Here is a 19,085-nt window from a genome sequence, read left to right as displayed (position 1 = left end):
ATGCTGAAAGGCCGGATACGTTTTCGCAGACTGACCAGATCATCAGACACAAACCGCTTGCCGACGGGGCGAGCCATACGTTTTACCCGTGCCCCAGCCGCCTGGGCCTGGGCGCGGATCACGGTCGCATCGATCGCCAGCCATTCGATGTCGGGATCATCCGACACAGCCTCGAAGATCCGGTCGATCACGCCTTGCTCAACCCAGCGATAATAACGCCGCTTGGCGGTCTGATAGGGACCGAACTTCTCGGGTAGATCGCGCCAGCGTCCTCCTGAACGCGCCAGCCAGAGCAAGGCGTCAAGAAACAACCGTCCGTCACTGCGAGGACCACGCTTGCCCTTGCGCCCGCCCGGAACGAACTCCCGCAGCCCCTCCCACTGATCATCCCGCAGCACTTCGCCTTCCACGCCAGCCTCCAAAAGCCAGCCTTGAATCACAAATCCAAACCGTCGTGAATCCCTAAAATGTCACTACGGCCTAGACCCGATCCGCCTGCACCACCGTGTCGAGGCCGCGCAGGGCGGAGAGGATGCGGTTCAGATGCTGGGCGTCGGCGACTTCCAGGTCGATGATGTCGGTGTGGAAGGGGCCTTCGCGGTTCACCAGTTGCAGGTTGAGGATGTTCGCCTTGGTCGCGCCGAAAACGTTGGTGACGGCCGCCAGCGCGCCCGGCTGGTTCTTGACGATCACCTGAAGCCGTGCGGTGCCGCCCTTGGACCTGCTGTCCCAGCTTAAATCCACCCAGTCGTCATCCTGTCCCGCCTCCAGCGAACGGCAATCGATGGTGTGGACCTCGATCGGTTCGCCGGTGCGGCGGACGCCGACGATGCGGTCGCCGGGGACGGGGTGGCAGCAGTCGCCCAGATTATAGGCGATGCCGGGCGTCAGGCCGCGGATCGATACCGGAGCGTGCTGGCGCGGATGGGCTTCCTCCATGCCCTCCACGCTGGTGGAGCCGGGAATGAGCGCCTCCATCACTTCCGAATCGAGCAGGCGATGGGTGGCGATGGCGACCATCAGGGATGCGCGGTCGTCCAGCTTCAGGCGCTTCAACGCCGCCTTCAATGCCTTGTCGCCCAGTTCGCTTGCCAGTTCGGGGGAGAAGCGGCCGATGATTTCCTCATAGAGCTTCTCGCCCAGAGCGACTTCCTCGCCGCGCTGCTTCTGGCGGATATAGCGGCGGATGGCGGCGCGGGCCTTGCCGGTGATGGCGAAGGTCAGCCAGCCGGGCTGCGGCTCCTGTCCTTCGGATTTCAGGATCTCGACCTGATCGCCATTCTCCAGCGTCGTGCGCAGCGGCACGACCCGGCCATTGACCTTGGCGCCGACCGTCTGGTTGCCGAGCGAGGTGTGCACGGCATAGGCGAAGTCGACCGGCGTCGACCCCTTGGGCAACTGGTGCAGTTCGCCCTTGGGGGAAAAGGCGAAGATGCGGTCCTGATACATCGCCATGCGGGTATGTTCGAGCAGTTCGTCCGCATCCTGGCTCTGCTCCAGGATTTCGACCAGGTCGCGCAGCCAGGCTGCATGGTGGTCGGTGGCGTCGCCCTTCTGCTTATAGGCCCAGTGCGCGGCGAGGCCGAGTTCGGCGTCATGGTGCATGTCGCGGCTGCGAATCTGCACCTCGATGCGGGCATTGTCCTGATGGATGACGGTGGTGTGCAGCGACCGGTAGCCGTTGCGCTTGGGCGTGGAGATGTAATCCTTGAACCGCCCCGGCACCATCTTGTAGGTCTGGTGGATGACGCCCAACGCGCGGTAGCAGTCCTCTGTCGTCTCGGTGATGACGCGGAAGGCCATGACGTCGGTCAGTTGTTCGAAACTGATATGGCGTTCCTGCATCTTCTTCCAGATGGAATAGGGATGCTTCTCGCGACCCGAGACCGTGACCGGCAGCCCCTTGCCGCCCAGCAGCAATTGCAGTTCCGCGCCGATCCGGTCGACCTTGTCATGGCCGCCTTCCTTCAGCTGCTCCAGCCGCTTGGTAATGCTGTCATAGGCCTCCGGCTCCAGTTCGCGGAAGGCCAGGAGCTGCATCTCCCGCATGAAGTCGTACATGCCGATCCGCTCCGCCAGCGGGGCGTAGATGTCCATCGTTTCCCGCGCGATGCGGCGGCGCTTCTGCTCATTCTTGATGAAGTGCAGCGTGCGCATGTTGTGCAGCCGGTCGGCGAGCTTCACCAGCAGCACACGGATGTCGTCCGACATGGCGAGCAGGAACTTGCGGAGATTTTCCGCGGCCCGCTCATTTTCGGACATGGCCTCGATCTTGCTGAGCTTGGTGACGCCGTCGACCATCCGGGCGACGTCCTTGCCGAAGGCGTGCTCGATCTCCTCATAGGTGACGAGCGTATCCTCTATCGTGTCGTGCAGCAGCGCGGTCACGATGGTCTGATCGTCCAGGTTGAAATCGGTCAGGATACCGGCGACTTCGATGGGATGGCTGAAATAGGGGTCGCCGCTGGCGCGCTTCTGAGACCCGTGCTTCTGGACGGAAAAGACATAGGCGCGGTTGATCATCGCTTCGTCCGCATCCGGATCGTAGCGCTTTACCCGTTCAACAAGTTCGTATTGGCGTAGCATCCTGTTGCGATTGTCCGCGATGCCCCTTGCTGTGCAACAAAAAAATCCCATCTTAGGTGAATAGCGATGCGCTTTTGCAACGCGGGTGGCTTTGAGCTATCAAATGAAGACGATGACACATAATCTGGCGCAGGATCTGGAACAATGCGCGCTGCCCAGCGCATTGGAGGCGATGGGAGAACGCTGGTCGTTCCTCATCTTGCGGGGCGCTCTGTCGGGAATCCGGCATTTCGAGGAGTTTCAGTCGACCCTCGGCATTGCCCGCAACATCCTGGCGAATCGGCTCGCGCGGCTGGTGGAAAACGGCATCATGGTGCGTCAGCCGATGCAATGCGACCGGCGCAAGGTGGAATATCGCCTGACCGACAAGGGACAGGATCTGGCGCCTGCGATGATCGCGCTGCGCCAATGGGGTGAGAAATGGGGCTGCGGTCCCATCTCCTGCCAGGTGCTGGCCGACAGCCGCGACCGGCAGCCGATCCGCAAGATGACCATCCAGGCCCATGATGGCCGCGCGCTGGAGCCGAGCGATCTGATCTGGTTGTGCGTCGATGAGGAGACGCCGGTGACTCAGGAAGCGGCGGCTGCCTGACGATAATGCGCGCTTTGAATCGGTCGGCCATGCTGAATTCGTTCCAGCATGGCGACTCCCCTTTGTGTTTCATTTTTTCATCGATCACGTACCGGCCGCAAAAAACCGGTTCCCACTTTTTTGCCTGATGCTTTAGGCTGGCGATAATGTCGGTCCATCGTTTCCAGCCCCAGCCTTTCTTCGCGGACAAGAACCGCGCCTTCTGGAACCTCCAGTCCGTGGGGTGGGCCGGCGCCTTCCTGTTGCGGGGGTCCTCGACCATCGCCAATGGGCAGCCGCTTTCCAGCCTGATCCCGGTGATGATCTCGACCGTGTCGGGCTATTCGGTGACGCTGCTGATCGCGGTGGTGTTCCGCTTCCTCCAGCGGCAGCGGCCCATCGTGACCTGGGGCGCCTCCATCGTCACGGTGGTGGTCGCGGCGGGGCTGGTGGCGTTCATCGACGCCTGGGTGTTCTCCACCCAGAATCGGGGCAGCGACACGGCGGGGCTGCAACTGTTCCTGGGCGCCTTCTACCTCAGCATGACATTGCTGGGGGCATGGTCGGCGCTATATTATGCGATCAACTTCTACCTGACGGTGGAGGAGCAGGCGGACCAGTTGCTGCGGCTGGAGAATCAGGCGTCCAGCGCGCAACTGGCGATGCTGCGCTATCAGCTCAACCCGCATTTCCTGTTCAATACGCTGAACTCGATCTCGACGCTGGTGCTGCTGAAGCAGACCGACCGGGCCAATGCCATGCTGTCCCGCCTGTCCTCCTTCCTGCGCTATACGCTGATCAACGAGCCGACCGCGCAGGTGACGATCGAGCAGGAGATCGAGACGCTGAAGCTGTATCTGGAGATCGAGAAGATGCGGTTCGAGGATCGGTTGCGGCCGGTCTTCAACATCGATCCGGCGGTCTCGCAATCGCGCCTCCCCTCTCTCCTGCTGCAACCTCTGGTCGAAAATGCGATCAAATATGCCGTGACGCCCAAGGAAGAGGGCGCGGAAATCTCCGTCACGGCGCAGCCTGCCGGTGAAAACGTCCGGATCATCGTATCCGATACGGGTCCGGGATTGAATGAGGGGTTCACCCGCCCGAACAATCCGGCCAGCGAAGGAACGGGCGTCGGTCTGGCGAACATCCGCGACAGGCTGATTCAGGCCTTCGGGGAACGACAGAGCTTCGAAACGCGTTCCACGCCTGGCGGCTTTTCGGTCCTGATCGAAATGCCGCTTAACCTGGATGAACCATCGAGAGTGGCCGCATGACCATCAGAACAATCCTCGTCGACGACGAAAGCCTGGCTATCCAAGGCCTCAAGCTGCGTCTGGAAGCGCATGAGGATGTCGAAATCGTAGAAACCTGTTCCAACGGCCGGGAAGCGATCCGCGCCATAAAGACGCATAAGCCCGACCTTGTGTTCCTTGACATTCAAATGCCCGGTTTCGACGGATTTTCCGTCGTGCAGGGGCTGATGGAGGTCGAGCCGCCGCTTTTCATCTTCTGCACCGCCTATAGCGACCATGCGATCCGCGCCTTCGAGGCGCAGGCGGTCGACTATCTGATGAAGCCCGTCGAAGAAGGCCGGCTGGCCGACGCGCTCGACCGGGTGCGGCAGCGGCTTTCGGAAAAGCGTCAGGTGCAGGAAGTGGAAAAGCTGCGCGAAGTGCTGGCCGAGGTTGCGCCCGATGCGATGAACGATTTTTCGGGCGATGGCGACGCGCCTGCCGCCAATCGCTTCGAGAAGCTGATCAACATCAAGGATCGCGGGCAGATTTTCCGCGTCGATGTCGATTCGATCGAGCGGATCGACGCTGCGGGCGATTATATGTGCATTTATACCGCCGACAATTCGCTGATCCTGCGCGAGACGATGAAGGACCTCGAAAAGCGGCTCGACCCCCGCAATTTCCAGCGCGTGCACCGCTCGACCATCGTGAATCTGAGCCAGGTGCGGCAGGTGAAGCCGCATACCAATGGCGAATGCTTCCTGGTGCTGGAATCCGGCGCGCAGGTGAAGGTCAGCCGGTCCTATCGCGATGTGGTGGCGCGGTTCGTGCATTAACAACCTCCCCTCCCGCAAGCGGGAGGGGCCGGGGGTGGGCAGCGAGCGAAACGAGCATCCGGACGGCAGGCCGCTGGTAATCGCCCTCCGTTCCGACGCTTACTCCTTCACCGAAACACCCATTGCCGATTAAGCCCGAAAACCACCGCCGGGGTTACGAACAGCATGGCCGGGATGGGCGACCATTCCGGCCATTGCATATAGGTCACGCACAACCACACCCATAGCGCGTTCAGCGCATAGCTCACCAACGATACCGCGACGAAGCGGACCCCCCGCGCCGCTTGGTTGTCGCGCCCGCCATGCCCACGAAAGGTGAAGCTGCTGTGCGTGACATAGCCGACCGCCACCGCCGCCAGATAGCCGATGCCGTTGGCGACTTGCGGATGCAGCCTGACCGGCGCGGCCAGCGTCCAGTAGATCGTCGCCTGACAGGCGGTCACGAACAGCCCGGTCAGGCCGTAACGGACGATCTGCCAGAACAGCGCCTGCTTTTCCGGTGTGAAGATATGAAGGATTTTCATGCCGCCCCGTTGCGCTTTGATGCGGACCCTCTAATCGAGCCACCATGAAACTGCAAAGCTGGTCTGTCCTGCGCGCTCATGTCGCCCCTGTCGCGGTGCAATTCTCCGGCTATGCGGAGCGCAACTGGAAGTGGCTGACCGTCCTGCTGTGGATCGGCGCCATGGCCTATATGATCGCCACCCGCTGGCCGCAGATTCATTGGCTGACGCTCAGCGATACGGACGACAATATCCGTTATCTGCAGGTGAAGGACTGGCTGGCCGGGCAGGCATGGTACGACCTGCGGCAATATCGGCTGGATCCGCCCGCCGGGTTCAATATCCACTGGTCGCGGCTGGTGGACATGCCGCTGGCGGCGCTGATGCTGTTCTTCCGCGCTTTCCTGGACCAGGGGCTGGCCGACCGGCTGGCCTGCGGCATCGCGCCGATGCTGCCGATGCTGCCGCTGATGCTGGGCCTTGGCTTCATCGCGCGAAGGCTGGCGGGGGGGAACAGCTGGTTCCTGGCGGCGGTGGCGCCCTTCGCCGCGCAGATGGGCATCAGCATGTTCCTGCCGATGCGGATCGACCATCATGGCTGGCAACTGGCCTTCACCGTCCTGATGCTGGCGGGCGTGGTCGACCGCAACTGGCTGCGCGGCGGCATCGTCGCGGGCGTGAGCAGCGCGCTGTCCATCGCCATCGGCATGGAAATGATCGTCTATCTGGCGGCAGGCGGCGCGCTGATCGCGATGCGCTGGGTGTTCAAGGACGGCGCGGCCCGGCGGATGCTGCCTTATGCGATCAGCCTTGGCGGAGCGACGTCGCTGCTGTTCGTGCTGTTCGCCAGCTACGCCAACCGGGAAATGGTGTGCGACGCAATCTCGCCCATCTGGGTGGCGATCTTCGCGGTTGCGTCGGCCGGGATGGTGCTGCTGGCGCTGCTCCCGCTCAAGAGCTGGCCGGCGCGGCTGGGCGCGGGGGTACTGGTCGGGGCGGCGGTGGCGGTCTTCGCCTGGACGAACTGGCCGCAATGCCTGTCGGGCGCCTATCAGATCTCGCCCGAGTTGGAGAAGCTGTGGCTGGTCAATATCCGCGAAGCCAAGCCGATCACCGTGCAGGCGCGCAGCCTGGTGGTGCCGTTGATGGCCATTCCGGCGGCTGGCCTGATCGGCCTGCTTTGGGCGCTGTGGGACGCGCGCAGGGACGCCGACCGGCTCTGGGCCTGGGCCACCGTAGGCCTGATGATGCTCTTTTCCACCGCGCTGCTCTTCTGGCAGCTTCGCGCCGGACCGGCGGCGCAATTGCTGGCCATACCGCCCGCCGCCTGGGCCGCCTATCGGCTGCTATGCCTGATCGCGACGGGACGGCCCGCCGCCCGTCTGGCCGCCGCGCTGGGCGCGGCTGTGCTCGCCGGGGCAGCCTTTGCAACGCCGCTTTATCCGCAGGTGAACCAACTCTGGGTCAAGGCGACGGGCGAACAGCCCAAGCCGCAAAAGCCGACGGCACAGCTGCGTCGCAAGGCCATCGACAAGGCCAATGGCCGGTGCCGCACCCTGCCGGCGCTGCAGGTGCTCGACCAGTTGCCGCCCGCCACCATCTTCACCATGGTCGACCTGGGACCGCGCCTGATCGTCGCGACGCACCACAGCGCCGTGGCCGGCCCTTATCACCGCAACGGCGCGACGATCCTCGACATGCACCACGCCTATGACGGCCCTGCCGACGCGTTCCGGCCGATCGCGGCGAAGCACCATGCCACCTATCTGCTGGTCTGCCCCGGCTTTCCCGAGGGCACCATCTATCAGTCGCGCAGCCCCAGGGGCTTTTATGCCGGGCTGATGCGGGGCGAGGTGCCCGGCTGGCTGAAGCCGGTGCCGTTGAGGACGGGGATGACGCTGCCCTACACGCTCTACCGCATCGACTATTCAGCGCCGGGCGAGAAAAAAAGCCTTGAGCAGCGTTGATGCTTCCGCAGCGGCGAGGTCGCCATAGACCTCTGGCCGGTGGAGGCATTGCGGTTGGGTGAAGAGGCGGGGGCCCTGTTCGATCGCGCCGCCCTTGGGGTCCGCCACGGCATAATAGAGGCGGGCGATGCGGGCGTGCGAGATCGCCCCGGCGCACATGGCGCACGGCTCCAATGTTACCCAGAGGTCGCAGCCGGAGAGGCGGAAGTCGCCCAGATGGGTTGCCGCGGCGCGGATCGCGACCATTTCGGCATGGGCGGTGGGATCATTGTCGCGCCGGTTGCGATTTTCCCCTTCACCGATGATGCGGCCGTCGAGGGTGACGACCGCGCCGATGGGCACCTCTCCCGCTCCGGCGGCGGCATAAGCGAGATCGAGCGCACGCCGCATCGGATCGGGCAGGGGGAAGGGCGAAGACATGGCTTCGCCCCATACAGGATGACAGGGCTTTGGGGGAGAGGCTGTTAAGCCTCGCTATCCCGCTGTCAGAACAGGCCTCAGGGCTTCTGCACGTCCACTGTCGGCAGTTCGACCGTCTCCTTGCGTTTGCCGACCTCCACCCTGGCCACGCTGGCCTCATATTTGGGCAGGGAGCCGCCCTTAACCGCGATTTCCGGCAGCCGTCCCTCCTGCGTTTTCTGCAGGTCGATGAAGCCGGTGGCAATTCCGCCGGCCAGAACCAGCAGCACGATCAGCAACAGGCCACCAATGAATCGCATTTCCGCCTCCTTTGGCTTATGGCCCGTCAACGCTCATGAGTCGGAAAGGGTTGCGGCCCCGAAAGGCGCTGGGCGGGTTGACGAGCGTCGGGAATCCCGTTATCGGCGCCGCTTTCCGAACGAACCCGAATTACAAGGTTGATTGACTATGTCGCGCATTTGCGAGCTGACCGGCAAGGGCCGCCAGGTGGGTCACAATGTTTCCCACGCCAATAACAAGACCAAGCGTGTGTTCCTGCCCAACCTGCAGAACGTGTCGCTGATCTCCGAAGCGCTGGAAACGACTGTGAAGCTGCGCGTGTCGACCCATGGTCTGCGTTCGGTCGAGCATAATGGCGGCCTGGACAACTGGCTGCTGAAGACCAGCGACGATAAGCTGTCGCTGAAGGCTCGCCGCCTGAAGCGCGACATCGCAAAGAAGAAGGCCGCCGCAGCGGCCTGATTCGGTTCGCTTCGTTCGCTTGAAAGAGCGGCCTGGCAACAGGCCGCTTTTTTGCGTTCGCATGGATCCTGGGGCTGTTGATTTAACAATCCCAGCCCATGCACCCTAAAAGGGTTTGCCCCAGAATTTGGCGACCTTCGGATCGCTGGCGCAGGAAGCGCGCAGCGCCTGCCATTGTGCCTGGTCCAACGCCGGGCGGTAGGATGTGTCCGGCTTCACGGCAGCGGCGAAGCGGCGGCGGCGTTCGGCGGAGAGGGGATGGGAGGAAAGCCAGCTTATCGCCCGCGCTTCCGTGCCCTCGTCCTTGCCGCCGATCCGGTCGAAGAAGGCGGCCGTCGCGGCAGGCGAAATCCCGGCGCCGCGCATCTGGTCGATGGCGACGCCGTCCGCGGCGCTTTCCGCGCCGCGGCCATAGCTCAGCGACAGCACGCCGTTCAGATAATTGCCGGCATTGCCCCCCGCGCCGCCCAGCACGACGCTGAGGCCAAGCTGGCGGATGAGGCCTGTCATCGTGTCGCGGTGGCGCACATGGCCCAGTTCATGGCCGAGCACGCCCGCGACTTCATCGGCGGACTTTGCCTGCTGGACCAGGCCATCGAAGAGGATGATCCTTCCCCCCGGCAATGTCACCGCATTCACCATGGGAATGTTGGCGAGCGAAATGTCGCGGGCCTCATGGCCGGGGTCGATCCGCGCCGCCAGCCGTTCGAGCGCGGCATCGCCTGCCGGTGTGTGGCAGAACCGCCCGCCGAAATCGCCCACCATGGCATCGCCCATGCGGTTCTCCCAGCTTTGCGGGACGAGCGGGGCGATGACGGCGGGTGCTTCGAGCGCCCCCCACACGATGAGCGCGGCGGTGACGGTGAAGATTCCCGCCGCCGGCCACAGGCCGAAGCGATCGATCCAGCGGCCATAGCGTTCGCCCGTCGGCAGATGGGCGGCGATGTCGGGAGGCGCTTCGCCGGAAAAGCCCAGACGCCAGCCGGGGATCGCCTTATGGCCATAGGCCGAACGGGCGTCCTGCAGGCCGATGACGGTAAGGTCGCTCCAGTCGATGGGCAGGCCCGTCCAGCCGCTCTCCGGCTCCTCCAGCACGAAGCCTGTGCCGGCGGTACGAAGCAGGACATTGCGTCGGACCGCCGACGCGCCGTCATAATGCCAGAGCCGGAAGTCCGACATGCGGTTCAGAAAGCGCCGACGTCCAGCGCGTCGAGCAGGCCCTCGCCATGGCGGCTGGTCTTCGTCTGCGACTGTGTGAGTTCGTCGGTATAGATCGTGCCGGTCACGCCCATATGGGTGACGAAGAACTTCCAGTGCCGGTATTGCAGGAAGATCGACCCGATGCCGATCGTGCAGAGGACCAGCGCAATGTCACCCAGGAACAGCCATATCCAGTCTTTGGTCCGCGCGTAGAAATGGAAGTCGAGGCCCGTGAGCGACAGCCCCTCCACCGCTTCACGGAAGAAACTCGCGTAGAAGGCGAGCGCGATGAGGCCGAGACCCAGATAGAAGGTCAGCACGAACGCGATGATGCCGAAGATGGCCCCGGCCATGCGGGAGCCGGCACCGTCCTGTCCCGGAAAGCCCGCCATCGCGACCATTGCGCCTCCGCCCACGAACAGCAGGATCGGCAGGAGGTAGAAGAGCAGGAAGCGCCGGAAGGTCGGGCCGTGATCGCCTGCCGATTCGAAACTGTGCGGGCCGAAGCTCATCTTGTTCCAGCGTTCGTTCCACAGCGACATCATCGACCAGGGGACGAGCAGGCCCAGCGCCAGGCTGCCCACCGCCGACTTCCACATATAGGAAATGCCGTAGCCGAAGCCCTGATCGTCGCTGCCGCCCCGGATGCCGTGCCACCATGTCCGGCTGAGCCGGTAGCGCAGCGCGCGGAAGCGGGCGAGGCCGACCATGTAGAAGATCGTCACGAACGCCGCGAGCGTCAATATCGCGGCCATGCCCCCATGCCCCTGGAGGACGAGGGCCTGCGCGCCGAACTGAAGGAAGAGGAACGGCAGGCCGATCAGCGCCAGCACCATCAGGAAGCCGAGGAATAGTTCCTTGCCCGTTCCCGTCCATTCCAGCCGGTCGTCGATGAAGCGCGTGTTCGCCCAGAGATAGCGCCGCGTGCGCGTTGTCGCCCAGAAGCGGTATATGCCCAGCGTGACGATCGTCAGCAGCAGGTTGGTGAAGGCAATGGGCGCATAGTCGCGCCAATTGCCTTCAAAAGCGAAGCCGTCGCCGCCAATGCGTTCCTGATCCATGATGCCCCCCTTGGTCCCCGGTGGGAGAAGACTATGCCGGGGACCGTTGGTCAAGGGGTTTCATGGCCATATGGAATGCTATCCCCCTGAAATCACGCGGATCGTCATTTTTTACGGCCGATCAAAAGCTGGCGTAGCGCTCATTGCCGATGAAGCCGAGCTTCGTCACGCCTGAGCGGCGGATGTCGGCCAGCACCTCATCCACCGTCACGTAACGCGCACCGGCATCGGGCTGGAACTGGAGTTCCGGTTCGGCAGGCAGGCGCAGCGAGGCGGCGAGATATTGGCGGAGCGTCAGCCGGTCGACGGCCCCGCCGTTCCAGCGGATAGTGCCGTCGGCGTCGATGGCGACCCTGTTCTTGACCGTGTCGACCGGCGGCGGCGTCAGTTCCTTGGGGGTTTGCGGCAGGTCGACGCCGACGCTGTGCGTCTGGATCGGGATCGTGATGATGAACATGATCAGCAGCACCAGCATCACGTCGATCAGCGGCGTTGTGTTCATGTCCGACATCGGCGTTTCCCCGTCGCCCGGCCGGGGTCTTGCGAAGCTCAAGGCCATATGCATCCCTCCTGTTGAAATAATGATATAACAACACATGTATCATGCGCTGATCGCGATGCGCTGGCAAGAGGGCTTCTATTGACAGGGCGGGCGGCCCATTTATGGGGAAGGCGCGGCTTTTTTCGGCTGCGCGATCCGCCATTTCAACAGAAAGACCCTCCGTGTCCGCCATGCTCAAGATAACCCTGCCCGATGGTTCCGTGCGTGAAGTCGCGCCCGGCACTACCCCGGCGGACATTGCGGCGGCGATCGGGCCGGGGCTGGCCAAGGCGGCCATCGCCGCGCGGGTCGATGGCGAACTGCGCGACATCATGCGGCCGCTGGAGGCCGATGCGCAACTGGCGCTGGTGACGTCGAAGGATGAGGCCGATGCGCTGGAACTGGCGCGGCACGACTTCGCCCATGTGCTGGCCGAAGCGGTGCAGGCGCTGTTTCCGGGGACGCAGATCACCTTCGGCCCGGCGACGGACGATGGCTTCTATTATGACTTCGCGCCCCCCGTCATCGAAGGAAAGCAGCGGCCCTTTACGGAGGAGGACCTGCCCGCCATCGAGGCGAAGATGCGGGAGATCATCGCAGCCGACAAGCCGCTGCGCCGCGAGGTGTGGAAGCGCGAGGACCTGATCGCGCGCTGGCGGGCCGGGGGCGAGACGTTCAAGGCCGAATGGGCCGCTGAGCTTCCCGAGGGCGAGGAACTGACCGTCTATTGGTCGGGGGGCGACTGGCTCGACATGTGCCGGGGGCCGCATCTGGCCTCGACAGGCAAACTCGATCCGGCGGCGTTCAAGCTGACCCGCGTGTCGGGCGCCTATTGGCGCGGCGATCAGAAGAATGCGATGCTGAGCCGCGTCTATGGCACCGGCTGGCTCAACAGGAAGCAGCTCGACGCGCATCTGACGCGGCTGGAAGAAGCGGCCAAGCGCGACCATCGCAAGCTGGGCGCGGAGATGGACCTGTTCCACCTCCAGCAGGAGGCGCATGGATCGGTCTTCTGGCACCCCAAGGGCTATATCATCTGGCGGGCTCTGGAAGCCTATATGCGCCGCGCCATCGACGATGCGGGCTATCGTGAGGTCAAGACGCCGCAGGTGATGGACGCGCGCCAGTGGGAAGCGTCCGGCCATTGGGGCAAATATCGCGAGAATATGTTCGTCATCCCCGACGAAGTGCCGAATGTCGAGGATGAAGGGCCGCTGGTGTCGGACGATGCCGACTGGATGGCTTTGAAGCCGATGAACTGCCCGGCGCATGTCCTGATCTTCCGTCAGGGGATCAAGAGCTATCGCGACCTGCCGCTGCGCTTCTACGAGAATGGCTGCTGCCATCGCAACGAACCGCATGGGGCGCTGCACGGGCTGATGCGTGTGCGCCAGTTCACGCAGGACGACGCGCATATCTTCTGCCGCGAGGACCAGATCGTGGAGGAAGTGCGCGCCTTCTGTGCGCTGGCGGATCGGATCTACAGGGATTTCGGCTTCACCTATTCGATCAAGCTCGCCCTGCGCCCCGAAAAGCGCTTCGGCAGCGACGAGATGTGGGATCAGGCGGAAAATGAACTGCGCGACGCGGTGGCGGCGGCGGGGCTCAACACGCCCGAATATGGCTGGGAGGAACTGCCGGGCGAAGGCGCCTTCTATGCGCCCAAGCTGGAATGGCATCTGACCGATGCGATCGGGCGGACCTGGCAGGTGGGGACGATCCAATCGGACCGGGTATTGCCGGAGCGACTCGACGCCTCCTATATTGGCGAAGATGGCGAGCGGCACCGGCCGGTGATGCTCCACCGGGCGATCTTCGGTTCCTATGAACGGTTCATAGGCATCCTCATCGAACATTATGCGGGCCGTTTCCCGCTCTGGCTGGCGCCGGTGCAGGCGGTGGTGGCGACCATCGTGTCCGATGCGGACGGCTATGCAGGCCAGGTGGTGGAGAAGCTCCGGGCGGCTGGCATCAGGGCCGAAACCGACGTCCGCAACGAGAAGATCAACTATAAGGTGCGCGAGCACAGCCTTGCAAAAGTGCCGAATCTGCTGGTCGTCGGCCGCCGGGAGGCGGACGAGGGCACGGTGGCGCTGCGCGAGCTGGGCAAGGAGGGGCAGAGCGTCCTTTCTGTCGACGACATCATCGCCCGTCTTGTAAAGGAGGCGAAGGCACCCGATATGCAGTGAGGCAGCAATGCCACATGGGGCCGGCAAATCCGCGATTGCGGGCTTGCCGCCCCTTTCGGCTTTGCGCTAAAGGGCCGCCAGAGTCGATCTATCAACTACCATAGGAGAAGCCACTATACGTCCCCCGATGATGCGCCGTCCCATGGCGCCGCCGCCGAAGTCCGGTCCCCGTTACAACGAGTTCATCAACGTGCCCAAGGTGCGCGTGATCGATGACGAAGGCGAAAATCTGGGCGTGATGTATACGCAGGAAGCGATCGAGCGCGCCTATGAGATCGGGCTGGACCTGGTCGAGGTGTCGCCCAACGCCGATCCGCCGGTGTGCAAGTTCCTGGACATCGGCAAGTACAAGTACGAGGCGCAGAAGAAGGCGAACCTCGCCCGCAAGACCCAGAGGACGCAGGAGATCAAGGAGATCAAGATGCGTCCGAACATCGACGATCATGATTATGATACGAAGATGAAGAAGGTCCACGACTTTATCGGTGAAGGCGACAAGGTGAAGATCACCCTGCGGTTCCGTGGCCGTGAATTGTCGCACCAGCAGCTTGGCATGCAACTGCTCCAGCGCGTGGCGGAGAATGTGGGCGAGATCGCGAAGGTCGAAGCCTATCCGCGTATGGAAGGCCGCCAGATGCTGATGGTGCTGGCGCCGAAATAAGGTCGCCGTTCTTCGGTGACATTAGTCGGGCGGGGTCTGGAAGCAGGCTCCGCCCGAACTGTCTGTGGAACAGGTTCTGGTCAGTCGCGAATGTTAATCCTCGTCATCTGAAGATGGGGGAGGGGGCCCTGCCTAAGTCTGGCGCAGGGGAGCGCGACAGGCGCCCCCTCTCGCCGGTGGGAAGGGCTGCGTCCAGAACGGCACTTGCATCCACCTAACCATAAGCGGGTGCGGATGGCCTCTCCGCCCGCTGGATCTGGTCACGGCCTGACTTCTTTGCACGGTAGAGCGCCTCGTCGGCCTTGCCGATGGCGGCCATCACCGGACCGCCGCGCCATGCGCATAGCCCGGCGGAGAAGGTGATCGGCTGCTCGTTCGCCGTGCCCACGGGCTCCCGCCGCATCCGTTCCGCAATGCGGGCCAGCGACCAGCTCGCCTCGTCCTCCATCGCGTCCTGATAGAAGATCGCGAACTCCTCGCCACCCCAACGGGCGATGATGTCGATGCGGCGGGTCTGGGACGACAGGCGCGTGGCGAAATCGGCCAGGACGCGATCGCCCGCGTCATGGCCGAGCATATCGTTGACCTGCTTGAAATGGTCGAGATCGATGATCGCGATGCAGCCCCTGCGCTTGGCGAGCGGGAGCGCGTCGAGTTGCGCCAGGAATCCGCGCCGGTTGGCGATGCCGGTCAGCGCGTCCTCATTGGCGGCGATGTTCAGTTCGTCGATCTGTTCCCGCGTCGCGGCGGCGGCTCCGCGCACGCCGTGGAAGAGCCTGGAAATAATGTCCCCCACTTCCGGCAAGGTCGCCCCACCGCTTTTCCGGCCGGGCTGCCCCACCGGGTTCAGCGCATCCGCCAGCGCATGGATCGGGTCCAGCAGGGCGCCGATGCCCATCAGCGCCCCGGCCGCGCCCGCCATGGTCGCCAAAGTCAGGACTATGAACTCCGCCCAGGCGATACGTCCTGTTGTCACGCCCCAGACGATATAGCCGAGCAGCGGCAGGTGGGTGGTCACGAAGCAGAGGGTGAAGAGGCGAAACCGCAGGGAGCGGGGAAAGATGAAGGAGGTCGCGAGGTAGAATTGCATCCCGGGGCCCTGTCATTGAAATGGGGGCCAAAATTGGGACGGCGTGTAAAGGCGGGATGAAGGAAGAGGGTTAACGCCTGGCCCGTGGACGAACCGTGCCGTGCATGAGTCGAACGGTTAACGGGAGGCGCCCGGCACCCATTTCACATCGTCCGCTCCATTGCCGTTGAGGCGCCGGGCCAGCACGAAAAGCAGGTCGGACAGGCGGTTGAGATAGGCCAGTGCCTGCGCATTGAGCGCAACGTCGGCCGCCGCGGCCGTGGCGGAGCGTTCGGCGCGGCGTGTGACGGCGCGGGCCAGATGGACGGCGGCGGCAGCAGGCGACCCGCCTGGCAGGACGAAGCTGTCCAGTGGCGCCAGATCGGCGTTCATCGCGTCGATCTGGCGCTCCAGCCGCTCGACCTGGGAGGCGACGATCCGCAGCGCCCAGGGTGCGTCCTCTCCCTCCGGCAAGGGCGTGGCGAGGTCTGCGCCCAGATCGAACAGGTCGTTCTGGATCGTCATCAGCCAGCCCGCCTCCGGCCTGTCGTTCATGGCGACGATGGCAAGCCCGATGGCGCTGTTCGCTTCATCGACATCGCCCACCGCCTGCATGCGCGGGGCATGTTTGGGCAGGCGCGACCCGTCGACCAGGCCAGTCGTCCCCGCGTCCCCGGTACGGGTGTAGATCTTGTTCAGCTTCACCATGCCGGGCGGGACCCTCAGCCGTTGCCCTTCATCAGCAGCAACAGCGCCACGATGATCACCGCCACTGCCTGGAACAGGATGCGGTTCATCATCATCCTGTTCTGCTTGAGGCTGGATGGGCTCGGCCTACCTTCGGGCGAGTTCAACTGTTCCTTGGTCGCCTGAAGAAAGGCGACGATCCCCCGGATCAATGCGAACAGGGTGGCGCCCATGGCCAGGATCAGGGCGATGACGAGCAGCGTGTTCATGCCGTGAATCTAGGCGCTGGCCAGGGAAATGCCAATCGGAAAGCGTGCATGGCGCAGATCGTCGGCCAGTCGCCGTGGGTCCATGCCCCCCGCGCGCAGATCGGCGAGGGCGATCGACCCGTCGCGCTTGGCGAGCCGCCGGCCGTCCGGCCCGACCAGCAGGGGATGGTGGACATAGATGGGGGACGGAAGGTCGAGCAGCGCCTGGATCAGCCGGTGGATGTCGGTCGCGCTGCGCAGATCGTCGCCGCGCAGCACATGGGTCACGCCCATCGCCGCATCGTCCAGCGTGCAGGACAGATGATAGCTGGCGGGAGCATCCTTGCGCGCCAGCACCACATCCCCGGCGGCAAGCGGCTCGGCGCTGATGCAGGACGCCGCTTCCTCCCCGGGCGGAAAGGGCAGGGCGCGCCAATGCAGCGGGCCTGCCCGTGCGGCAGCCCGCGCCATGTCGATCCGCCAGGCATGCGGCTCGCCCAATGCGATCCGCCTTGCCCGTTCCGCTTCGTCCAGCGCGCGGCATGTGCCGGGATAGACGGGCCCCTCCGGCCCGTGCGGCGCAGTCGCGCTGGCGGCGATGTCGGCGCGGGTGCAGAAGCAGGGATAGAGCAGCCCCATGGCCTCCAGACGTTCCAGCGCCGCCTGATACGGGTCCAGCCGCGCCGACTGGAAGACGATGTCCCCCTCCCAGGCGACGCCCAGCCAGCGCAGGTCCTCGATTATGCCGGCGACATGCTCCGGCCGGCTGCGGGTGCCGTCTATATCCTCGATCCGCAGGAGGAAGTATCCGCCGCGCGCCCGGGCCAGGTCCATGGCCAGCAGCGCCGACCAGGCGTGTCCGACATGCAACCTACCCGTGGGGCTCGGGGCGAAGCGAGTCACCATATGCTGTGGCTGCGCCGATTGAGTCATACAGGCCCTTGACGGGATAGGGGTGTTAATGCTGTCATGCTGGCGTCACGTTTCTGATCGATCAGGACGGTGGCGAAAGGGGGTTGAAGGGTAATATATGTACCATCCCGACCTGATACGACATCCGGAAAACTGTCCGGCTTTGGTCCTGAACGCGGATTACACGCCTTTAAGCTATTATCCGCTGAGCCTCTGGCCCTGGCAAACCGCCATCAAGGCGGTTTTTTTGGATCGGGTGGACATCGTCGCCAGCTATGAGCGGCAGGTGCACAGCCCCAGCGTTCAGATGCAGATACCTTCGGTGATCGCGCTGAAGCAATATGTGAAGCCTTCGGAACATCCCGCCTTCACCCGGTTCAACCTGTTCCTCCGCGACAAGTTCGCCTGCCAATATTGCGGTTCCCCGAACGACCTGACCTTCGACCACGTCATTCCGCGCCGGGCGGGCGGGCGGACGACCTGGGAAAATGTCGCAACGGCCTGCTCGCCCTGCAATCTCAAGAAGGGCGGCCGCACGCCGAAGGAGGCGCATATGCAATTGCATGTGACGCCGATCCGCCCGACGAGCTGGCAGTTGCAGGAACATGGCAGGGCCTTTCCGCCCAACTATCTGCACGAAAGCTGGCACGACTGGCTTTATTGGGATGTGGAATTGCTGGCTTGACGACAAACCGGCAAGGCTGAGCGGCGCGCCCCTGCGAAGGCAGGGCCCGGCCCGACGGTTCGAACCGGGTTCCTGCCTGCGCAGGAACATGTCGCGTTCATTCTCATTCCATGCCCGGAAGCCAGTCCAGGTCCATATCCTTGTGCCGGTTGGTATAATGGCCGATCTCTTCCAGCCGCGCCATGTCGCGCAGGGTGATCCGCCCATTGGCCCGGCTGATCAGCCCTTCCTGCTCCATCTGCCGGATCATCCGGTTCACATGGACGGAAGTGAGGCCGATGGCATCCCCGATCTCCTCCTGCGTCAGTTTCAGGTCGAAGCTGTCGGTGATGCCATCGTCCGTCACCCGCAGGCGATCGAAAATATCCAACAGGAAGGAAGCCACGCGCGCCTTGGCCGAGGTGCGTCCCAATGAAGCGAGCCGGTCGGTCAGCGCGACCCGCTCCGCATTGGAAAGCAGGAACAGCAACGCGGCGACGCGGGGATATTCCTCCAGCAGCCTGCGCAGAGCATGCTTGTCGAACGGACAGATGATCGAATCCGACAGCGCCACCAGCGATTCCGGCGCGCGGTTATAGATTGTGCTGGCCGATCCGATGAAATCGCCCGGGAAATAGACCCGCAGGATCTGCCGGCTTCCATCGGGCAGGATCACGAAGCTCATCACCCGTCCTTCGCGCAGGACAAACAGTTCCGTCACCGTTTCGTTGACGCGCTGGATCATCGCGCCGCGCTTCACCTTGCGGGGATTTTCCTCCAGCCTTGTAAGCGCCTTCTTCTCCGCATCGGACAGGGGCACATGCTTCGCCAACCTGTCCGCGAAACAACTTGTTGCCACCAAAAACACCTTTTTGCTTACATTGTCGTTACGATGGCAAAACGCCCCACGCGTCTTTTGGCTGCATTTCCGCAAACTGCACTAAACTCGATCAATAATGAGCGGGCGAACGCACAAATGTTTCATGGCGGCGCA

21 protein-coding genes are annotated in these 19,085 nt (G+C 63.7%); 8 read left to right on the top strand and 13 right to left on the bottom strand.

What is annotated here, in order from left to right; all coding sequences use genetic code 11:
* Together K7W03_RS03575 and K7W03_RS03570 are read right to left on the bottom strand one after the other, a co-directional pair.
* On the bottom strand, positions 1-410 hold a 410-nt coding region (locus K7W03_RS03575; protein WP_413469304.1), incomplete at its 3' end, for an IS5 family transposase.
* Between the two features lie 70 nt (positions 411-480).
* On the bottom strand, positions 481-2,586 hold the full coding sequence (locus K7W03_RS03570) for a RelA/SpoT family protein (RefSeq protein WP_044661528.1): 2,106 nt from the start codon (positions 2,584-2,586) through the stop codon (positions 481-483).
* A 112-nt stretch (positions 2,587-2,698) separates the two neighbouring features.
* Between K7W03_RS03570 and K7W03_RS03565 the strand changes: the two genes are divergently transcribed.
* The 3 genes from K7W03_RS03565 to K7W03_RS03555 all read left to right on the top strand — a co-directional run bounded on the left by K7W03_RS03565 (position 2,699) and on the right by K7W03_RS03555 (position 5,228).
* Positions 2,699-3,178, top strand: a complete 480-nt coding sequence (locus K7W03_RS03565) for a winged helix-turn-helix transcriptional regulator (RefSeq protein WP_025549937.1) — start codon at positions 2,699-2,701, stop codon at positions 3,176-3,178.
* Between the two features lie 146 nt (positions 3,179-3,324).
* A complete protein-coding gene (locus tag K7W03_RS03560) occupies positions 3,325-4,431 on the top strand; it encodes a sensor histidine kinase (protein WP_025549936.1) in 1,107 nt (368 codons plus the stop codon).
* Positions 4,428-5,228, top strand: coding sequence for a LytR/AlgR family response regulator transcription factor (locus tag K7W03_RS03555; RefSeq protein ID WP_020821166.1), 801 nt, complete (start codon positions 4,428-4,430; stop codon positions 5,226-5,228). Before K7W03_RS03560 ends, K7W03_RS03555 begins: the two co-directional genes overlap by 4 nt.
* Positions 5,229-5,335: 107 nt before the next feature.
* Here K7W03_RS03555 and K7W03_RS03550 read toward each other — a convergent pair whose 3' ends face one another.
* Positions 5,336-5,752: a GtrA family protein gene (locus tag K7W03_RS03550; protein ID WP_222885575.1), complete on the bottom strand. Its 417-nt coding sequence runs from the start codon at positions 5,750-5,752 to the stop codon at positions 5,336-5,338.
* A 44-nt stretch (positions 5,753-5,796) separates the two neighbouring features.
* On the opposite strand from K7W03_RS03550, the gene K7W03_RS03545 reads away from it, so the two are divergent.
* On the top strand, positions 5,797-7,698 hold the full coding sequence (locus K7W03_RS03545) for a chloride channel protein (RefSeq protein ID WP_222885574.1): 1,902 nt from the start codon (positions 5,797-5,799) through the stop codon (positions 7,696-7,698).
* Here K7W03_RS03545 and K7W03_RS03540 read toward each other — a convergent pair.
* Positions 7,660-8,118 carry a nucleoside deaminase gene (locus K7W03_RS03540; RefSeq protein WP_044663033.1) on the bottom strand — a complete coding sequence of 153 codons (459 nt, stop codon included), beginning with the start codon at positions 8,116-8,118 and terminating at the stop codon, positions 7,660-7,662. The genes K7W03_RS03545 and K7W03_RS03540 overlap by 39 nt on opposite strands.
* A gap of 77 nt (positions 8,119-8,195) precedes the next feature.
* A complete protein-coding gene (locus tag K7W03_RS03535; protein WP_025549933.1) occupies positions 8,196-8,417 on the bottom strand; it encodes a hypothetical protein in 222 nt (73 codons plus the stop codon).
* A gap of 148 nt (positions 8,418-8,565) precedes the next feature.
* Here K7W03_RS03535 and rpmB point away from each other — a divergent pair, with 148 nt between their 5' ends.
* Positions 8,566-8,859, top strand: a complete 294-nt coding sequence (gene rpmB / locus K7W03_RS03530; protein WP_025549932.1) for a 50S ribosomal protein L28 — start codon at positions 8,566-8,568, stop codon at positions 8,857-8,859.
* A gap of 105 nt (positions 8,860-8,964) precedes the next feature.
* Here rpmB and K7W03_RS03525 read toward each other — a convergent pair whose 3' ends face one another.
* From K7W03_RS03525 to K7W03_RS03515, 3 genes are all read right to left on the bottom strand, one after another.
* A complete protein-coding gene (locus K7W03_RS03525; RefSeq protein ID WP_222885573.1) occupies positions 8,965-10,038 on the bottom strand; it encodes a M48 family metallopeptidase in 1,074 nt (357 codons plus the stop codon).
* 5 nt (positions 10,039-10,043) lie between these two features.
* Positions 10,044-11,120, bottom strand: a complete 1,077-nt coding sequence (locus K7W03_RS03520; RefSeq protein WP_025549930.1) for a YjgN family protein — start codon at positions 11,118-11,120, stop codon at positions 10,044-10,046.
* A 121-nt stretch (positions 11,121-11,241) separates the two neighbouring features.
* Complete coding sequence (locus K7W03_RS03515) at positions 11,242-11,679, bottom strand: ExbD/TolR family protein (protein WP_222885572.1); 438 nt, start codon at positions 11,677-11,679, stop codon at positions 11,242-11,244.
* Between the two features lie 173 nt (positions 11,680-11,852).
* Here K7W03_RS03515 and thrS point away from each other — a divergent pair, with 173 nt between their 5' ends.
* Together thrS and infC are read left to right on the top strand one after the other, a co-directional pair.
* Positions 11,853-13,850, top strand: coding sequence for a threonine--tRNA ligase (gene thrS / locus K7W03_RS03510; protein ID WP_061936515.1), 1,998 nt, complete (start codon positions 11,853-11,855; stop codon positions 13,848-13,850).
* A 127-nt stretch (positions 13,851-13,977) separates the two neighbouring features.
* Positions 13,978-14,511: a translation initiation factor IF-3 gene (infC, locus tag K7W03_RS03505; protein ID WP_013039295.1), complete on the top strand. Its 534-nt coding sequence runs from the start codon at positions 13,978-13,980 to the stop codon at positions 14,509-14,511.
* A 214-nt stretch (positions 14,512-14,725) separates the two neighbouring features.
* On the opposite strand, the gene K7W03_RS03500 is transcribed toward infC, so the two are convergent.
* The 4 genes from K7W03_RS03500 to gluQRS all read right to left on the bottom strand — a co-directional run bounded on the left by K7W03_RS03500 (position 14,726) and on the right by gluQRS (position 17,421).
* Complete coding sequence (locus K7W03_RS03500; RefSeq protein ID WP_222885571.1) at positions 14,726-15,601, bottom strand: GGDEF domain-containing protein; 876 nt, start codon at positions 15,599-15,601, stop codon at positions 14,726-14,728.
* Positions 15,602-15,718: 117 nt separating this feature from the next.
* Entirely contained in the window at positions 15,719-16,288 is a 570-nt protein-coding gene (locus tag K7W03_RS03495) for a cob(I)yrinic acid a,c-diamide adenosyltransferase (RefSeq protein WP_222885570.1), read from the bottom strand.
* Positions 16,289-16,302: 14 nt separating this feature from the next.
* Positions 16,303-16,536 (bottom strand): twin transmembrane helix small protein, encoded by a 234-nt coding sequence (locus K7W03_RS03490; RefSeq protein ID WP_222885569.1) that lies wholly within the window; start codon positions 16,534-16,536, stop codon positions 16,303-16,305.
* Between the two features lie 9 nt (positions 16,537-16,545).
* Complete coding sequence (gluQRS, locus tag K7W03_RS03485) at positions 16,546-17,421, bottom strand: tRNA glutamyl-Q(34) synthetase GluQRS (RefSeq protein WP_222885568.1); 876 nt, start codon at positions 17,419-17,421, stop codon at positions 16,546-16,548.
* Between the two features lie 124 nt (positions 17,422-17,545).
* Here gluQRS and K7W03_RS03480 point away from each other — a divergent pair, with 124 nt between their 5' ends.
* Positions 17,546-18,112, top strand: coding sequence for an HNH endonuclease (locus K7W03_RS03480; RefSeq protein WP_025549923.1), 567 nt, complete (start codon positions 17,546-17,548; stop codon positions 18,110-18,112).
* A gap of 103 nt (positions 18,113-18,215) precedes the next feature.
* On the opposite strand, the gene K7W03_RS03475 is transcribed toward K7W03_RS03480, so the two are convergent.
* Entirely contained in the window at positions 18,216-18,953 is a 738-nt protein-coding gene (locus tag K7W03_RS03475) for a Crp/Fnr family transcriptional regulator (protein ID WP_044661539.1), read from the bottom strand.
* Positions 18,954-19,085: the final 132 nt, after the last annotated feature.

Origin of the sequence: Sphingobium sp. PNB (assembly GCF_019873065.1) — a bacterium.
In the GTDB taxonomy this organism is placed as follows: Bacteria; Pseudomonadota; Alphaproteobacteria; order Sphingomonadales; family Sphingomonadaceae; genus Sphingobium; species Sphingobium fuliginis.
This window is presented reverse-complemented; position numbering and strand designations above follow the sequence as displayed.

Excerpts from the sequence above, each read along its gene's own strand:
- K7W03_RS03570 (WP_044661528.1), bottom strand. The coding sequence starts at position 2,586 with ATGCTACGCCAATACGAACTTGTTGAACGGGTAAAGCGCTACGATCCG.
- K7W03_RS03565 (WP_025549937.1), top strand. The coding sequence starts at position 2,699 with ATGACACATAATCTGGCGCAGGATCTGGAACAATGCGCGCTGCCCAGC.
- K7W03_RS03560 (WP_025549936.1), top strand. The coding sequence starts at position 3,325 with ATGTCGGTCCATCGTTTCCAGCCCCAGCCTTTCTTCGCGGACAAGAAC.
- K7W03_RS03555 (WP_020821166.1), top strand. The coding sequence starts at position 4,428 with ATGACCATCAGAACAATCCTCGTCGACGACGAAAGCCTGGCTATCCAA.
- K7W03_RS03550 (WP_222885575.1), bottom strand. The coding sequence starts at position 5,752 with ATGAAAATCCTTCATATCTTCACACCGGAAAAGCAGGCGCTGTTCTGG.
- K7W03_RS03545 (WP_222885574.1), top strand. The coding sequence starts at position 5,797 with ATGAAACTGCAAAGCTGGTCTGTCCTGCGCGCTCATGTCGCCCCTGTC.
- K7W03_RS03540 (WP_044663033.1), bottom strand. The coding sequence starts at position 8,118 with ATGTCTTCGCCCTTCCCCCTGCCCGATCCGATGCGGCGTGCGCTCGAT.
- K7W03_RS03535 (WP_025549933.1), bottom strand. The coding sequence starts at position 8,417 with ATGCGATTCATTGGTGGCCTGTTGCTGATCGTGCTGCTGGTTCTGGCC.
- rpmB (WP_025549932.1), top strand. The coding sequence starts at position 8,566 with ATGTCGCGCATTTGCGAGCTGACCGGCAAGGGCCGCCAGGTGGGTCAC.
- K7W03_RS03525 (WP_222885573.1), bottom strand. The coding sequence starts at position 10,038 with ATGTCGGACTTCCGGCTCTGGCATTATGACGGCGCGTCGGCGGTCCGA.
- K7W03_RS03520 (WP_025549930.1), bottom strand. The coding sequence starts at position 11,120 with ATGGATCAGGAACGCATTGGCGGCGACGGCTTCGCTTTTGAAGGCAAT.
- K7W03_RS03515 (WP_222885572.1), bottom strand. The coding sequence starts at position 11,679 with ATGGCCTTGAGCTTCGCAAGACCCCGGCCGGGCGACGGGGAAACGCCG.
- thrS (WP_061936515.1), top strand. The coding sequence starts at position 11,853 with ATGCTCAAGATAACCCTGCCCGATGGTTCCGTGCGTGAAGTCGCGCCC.
- infC (WP_013039295.1), top strand. The coding sequence starts at position 13,978 with ATGATGCGCCGTCCCATGGCGCCGCCGCCGAAGTCCGGTCCCCGTTAC.
- K7W03_RS03500 (WP_222885571.1), bottom strand. The coding sequence starts at position 15,601 with ATGCAATTCTACCTCGCGACCTCCTTCATCTTTCCCCGCTCCCTGCGG.
- K7W03_RS03495 (WP_222885570.1), bottom strand. The coding sequence starts at position 16,288 with ATGGTGAAGCTGAACAAGATCTACACCCGTACCGGGGACGCGGGGACG.
- K7W03_RS03490 (WP_222885569.1), bottom strand. The coding sequence starts at position 16,536 with ATGAACACGCTGCTCGTCATCGCCCTGATCCTGGCCATGGGCGCCACC.
- gluQRS (WP_222885568.1), bottom strand. The coding sequence starts at position 17,421 with ATGGTGACTCGCTTCGCCCCGAGCCCCACGGGTAGGTTGCATGTCGGA.
- K7W03_RS03480 (WP_025549923.1), top strand. The coding sequence starts at position 17,546 with ATGTACCATCCCGACCTGATACGACATCCGGAAAACTGTCCGGCTTTG.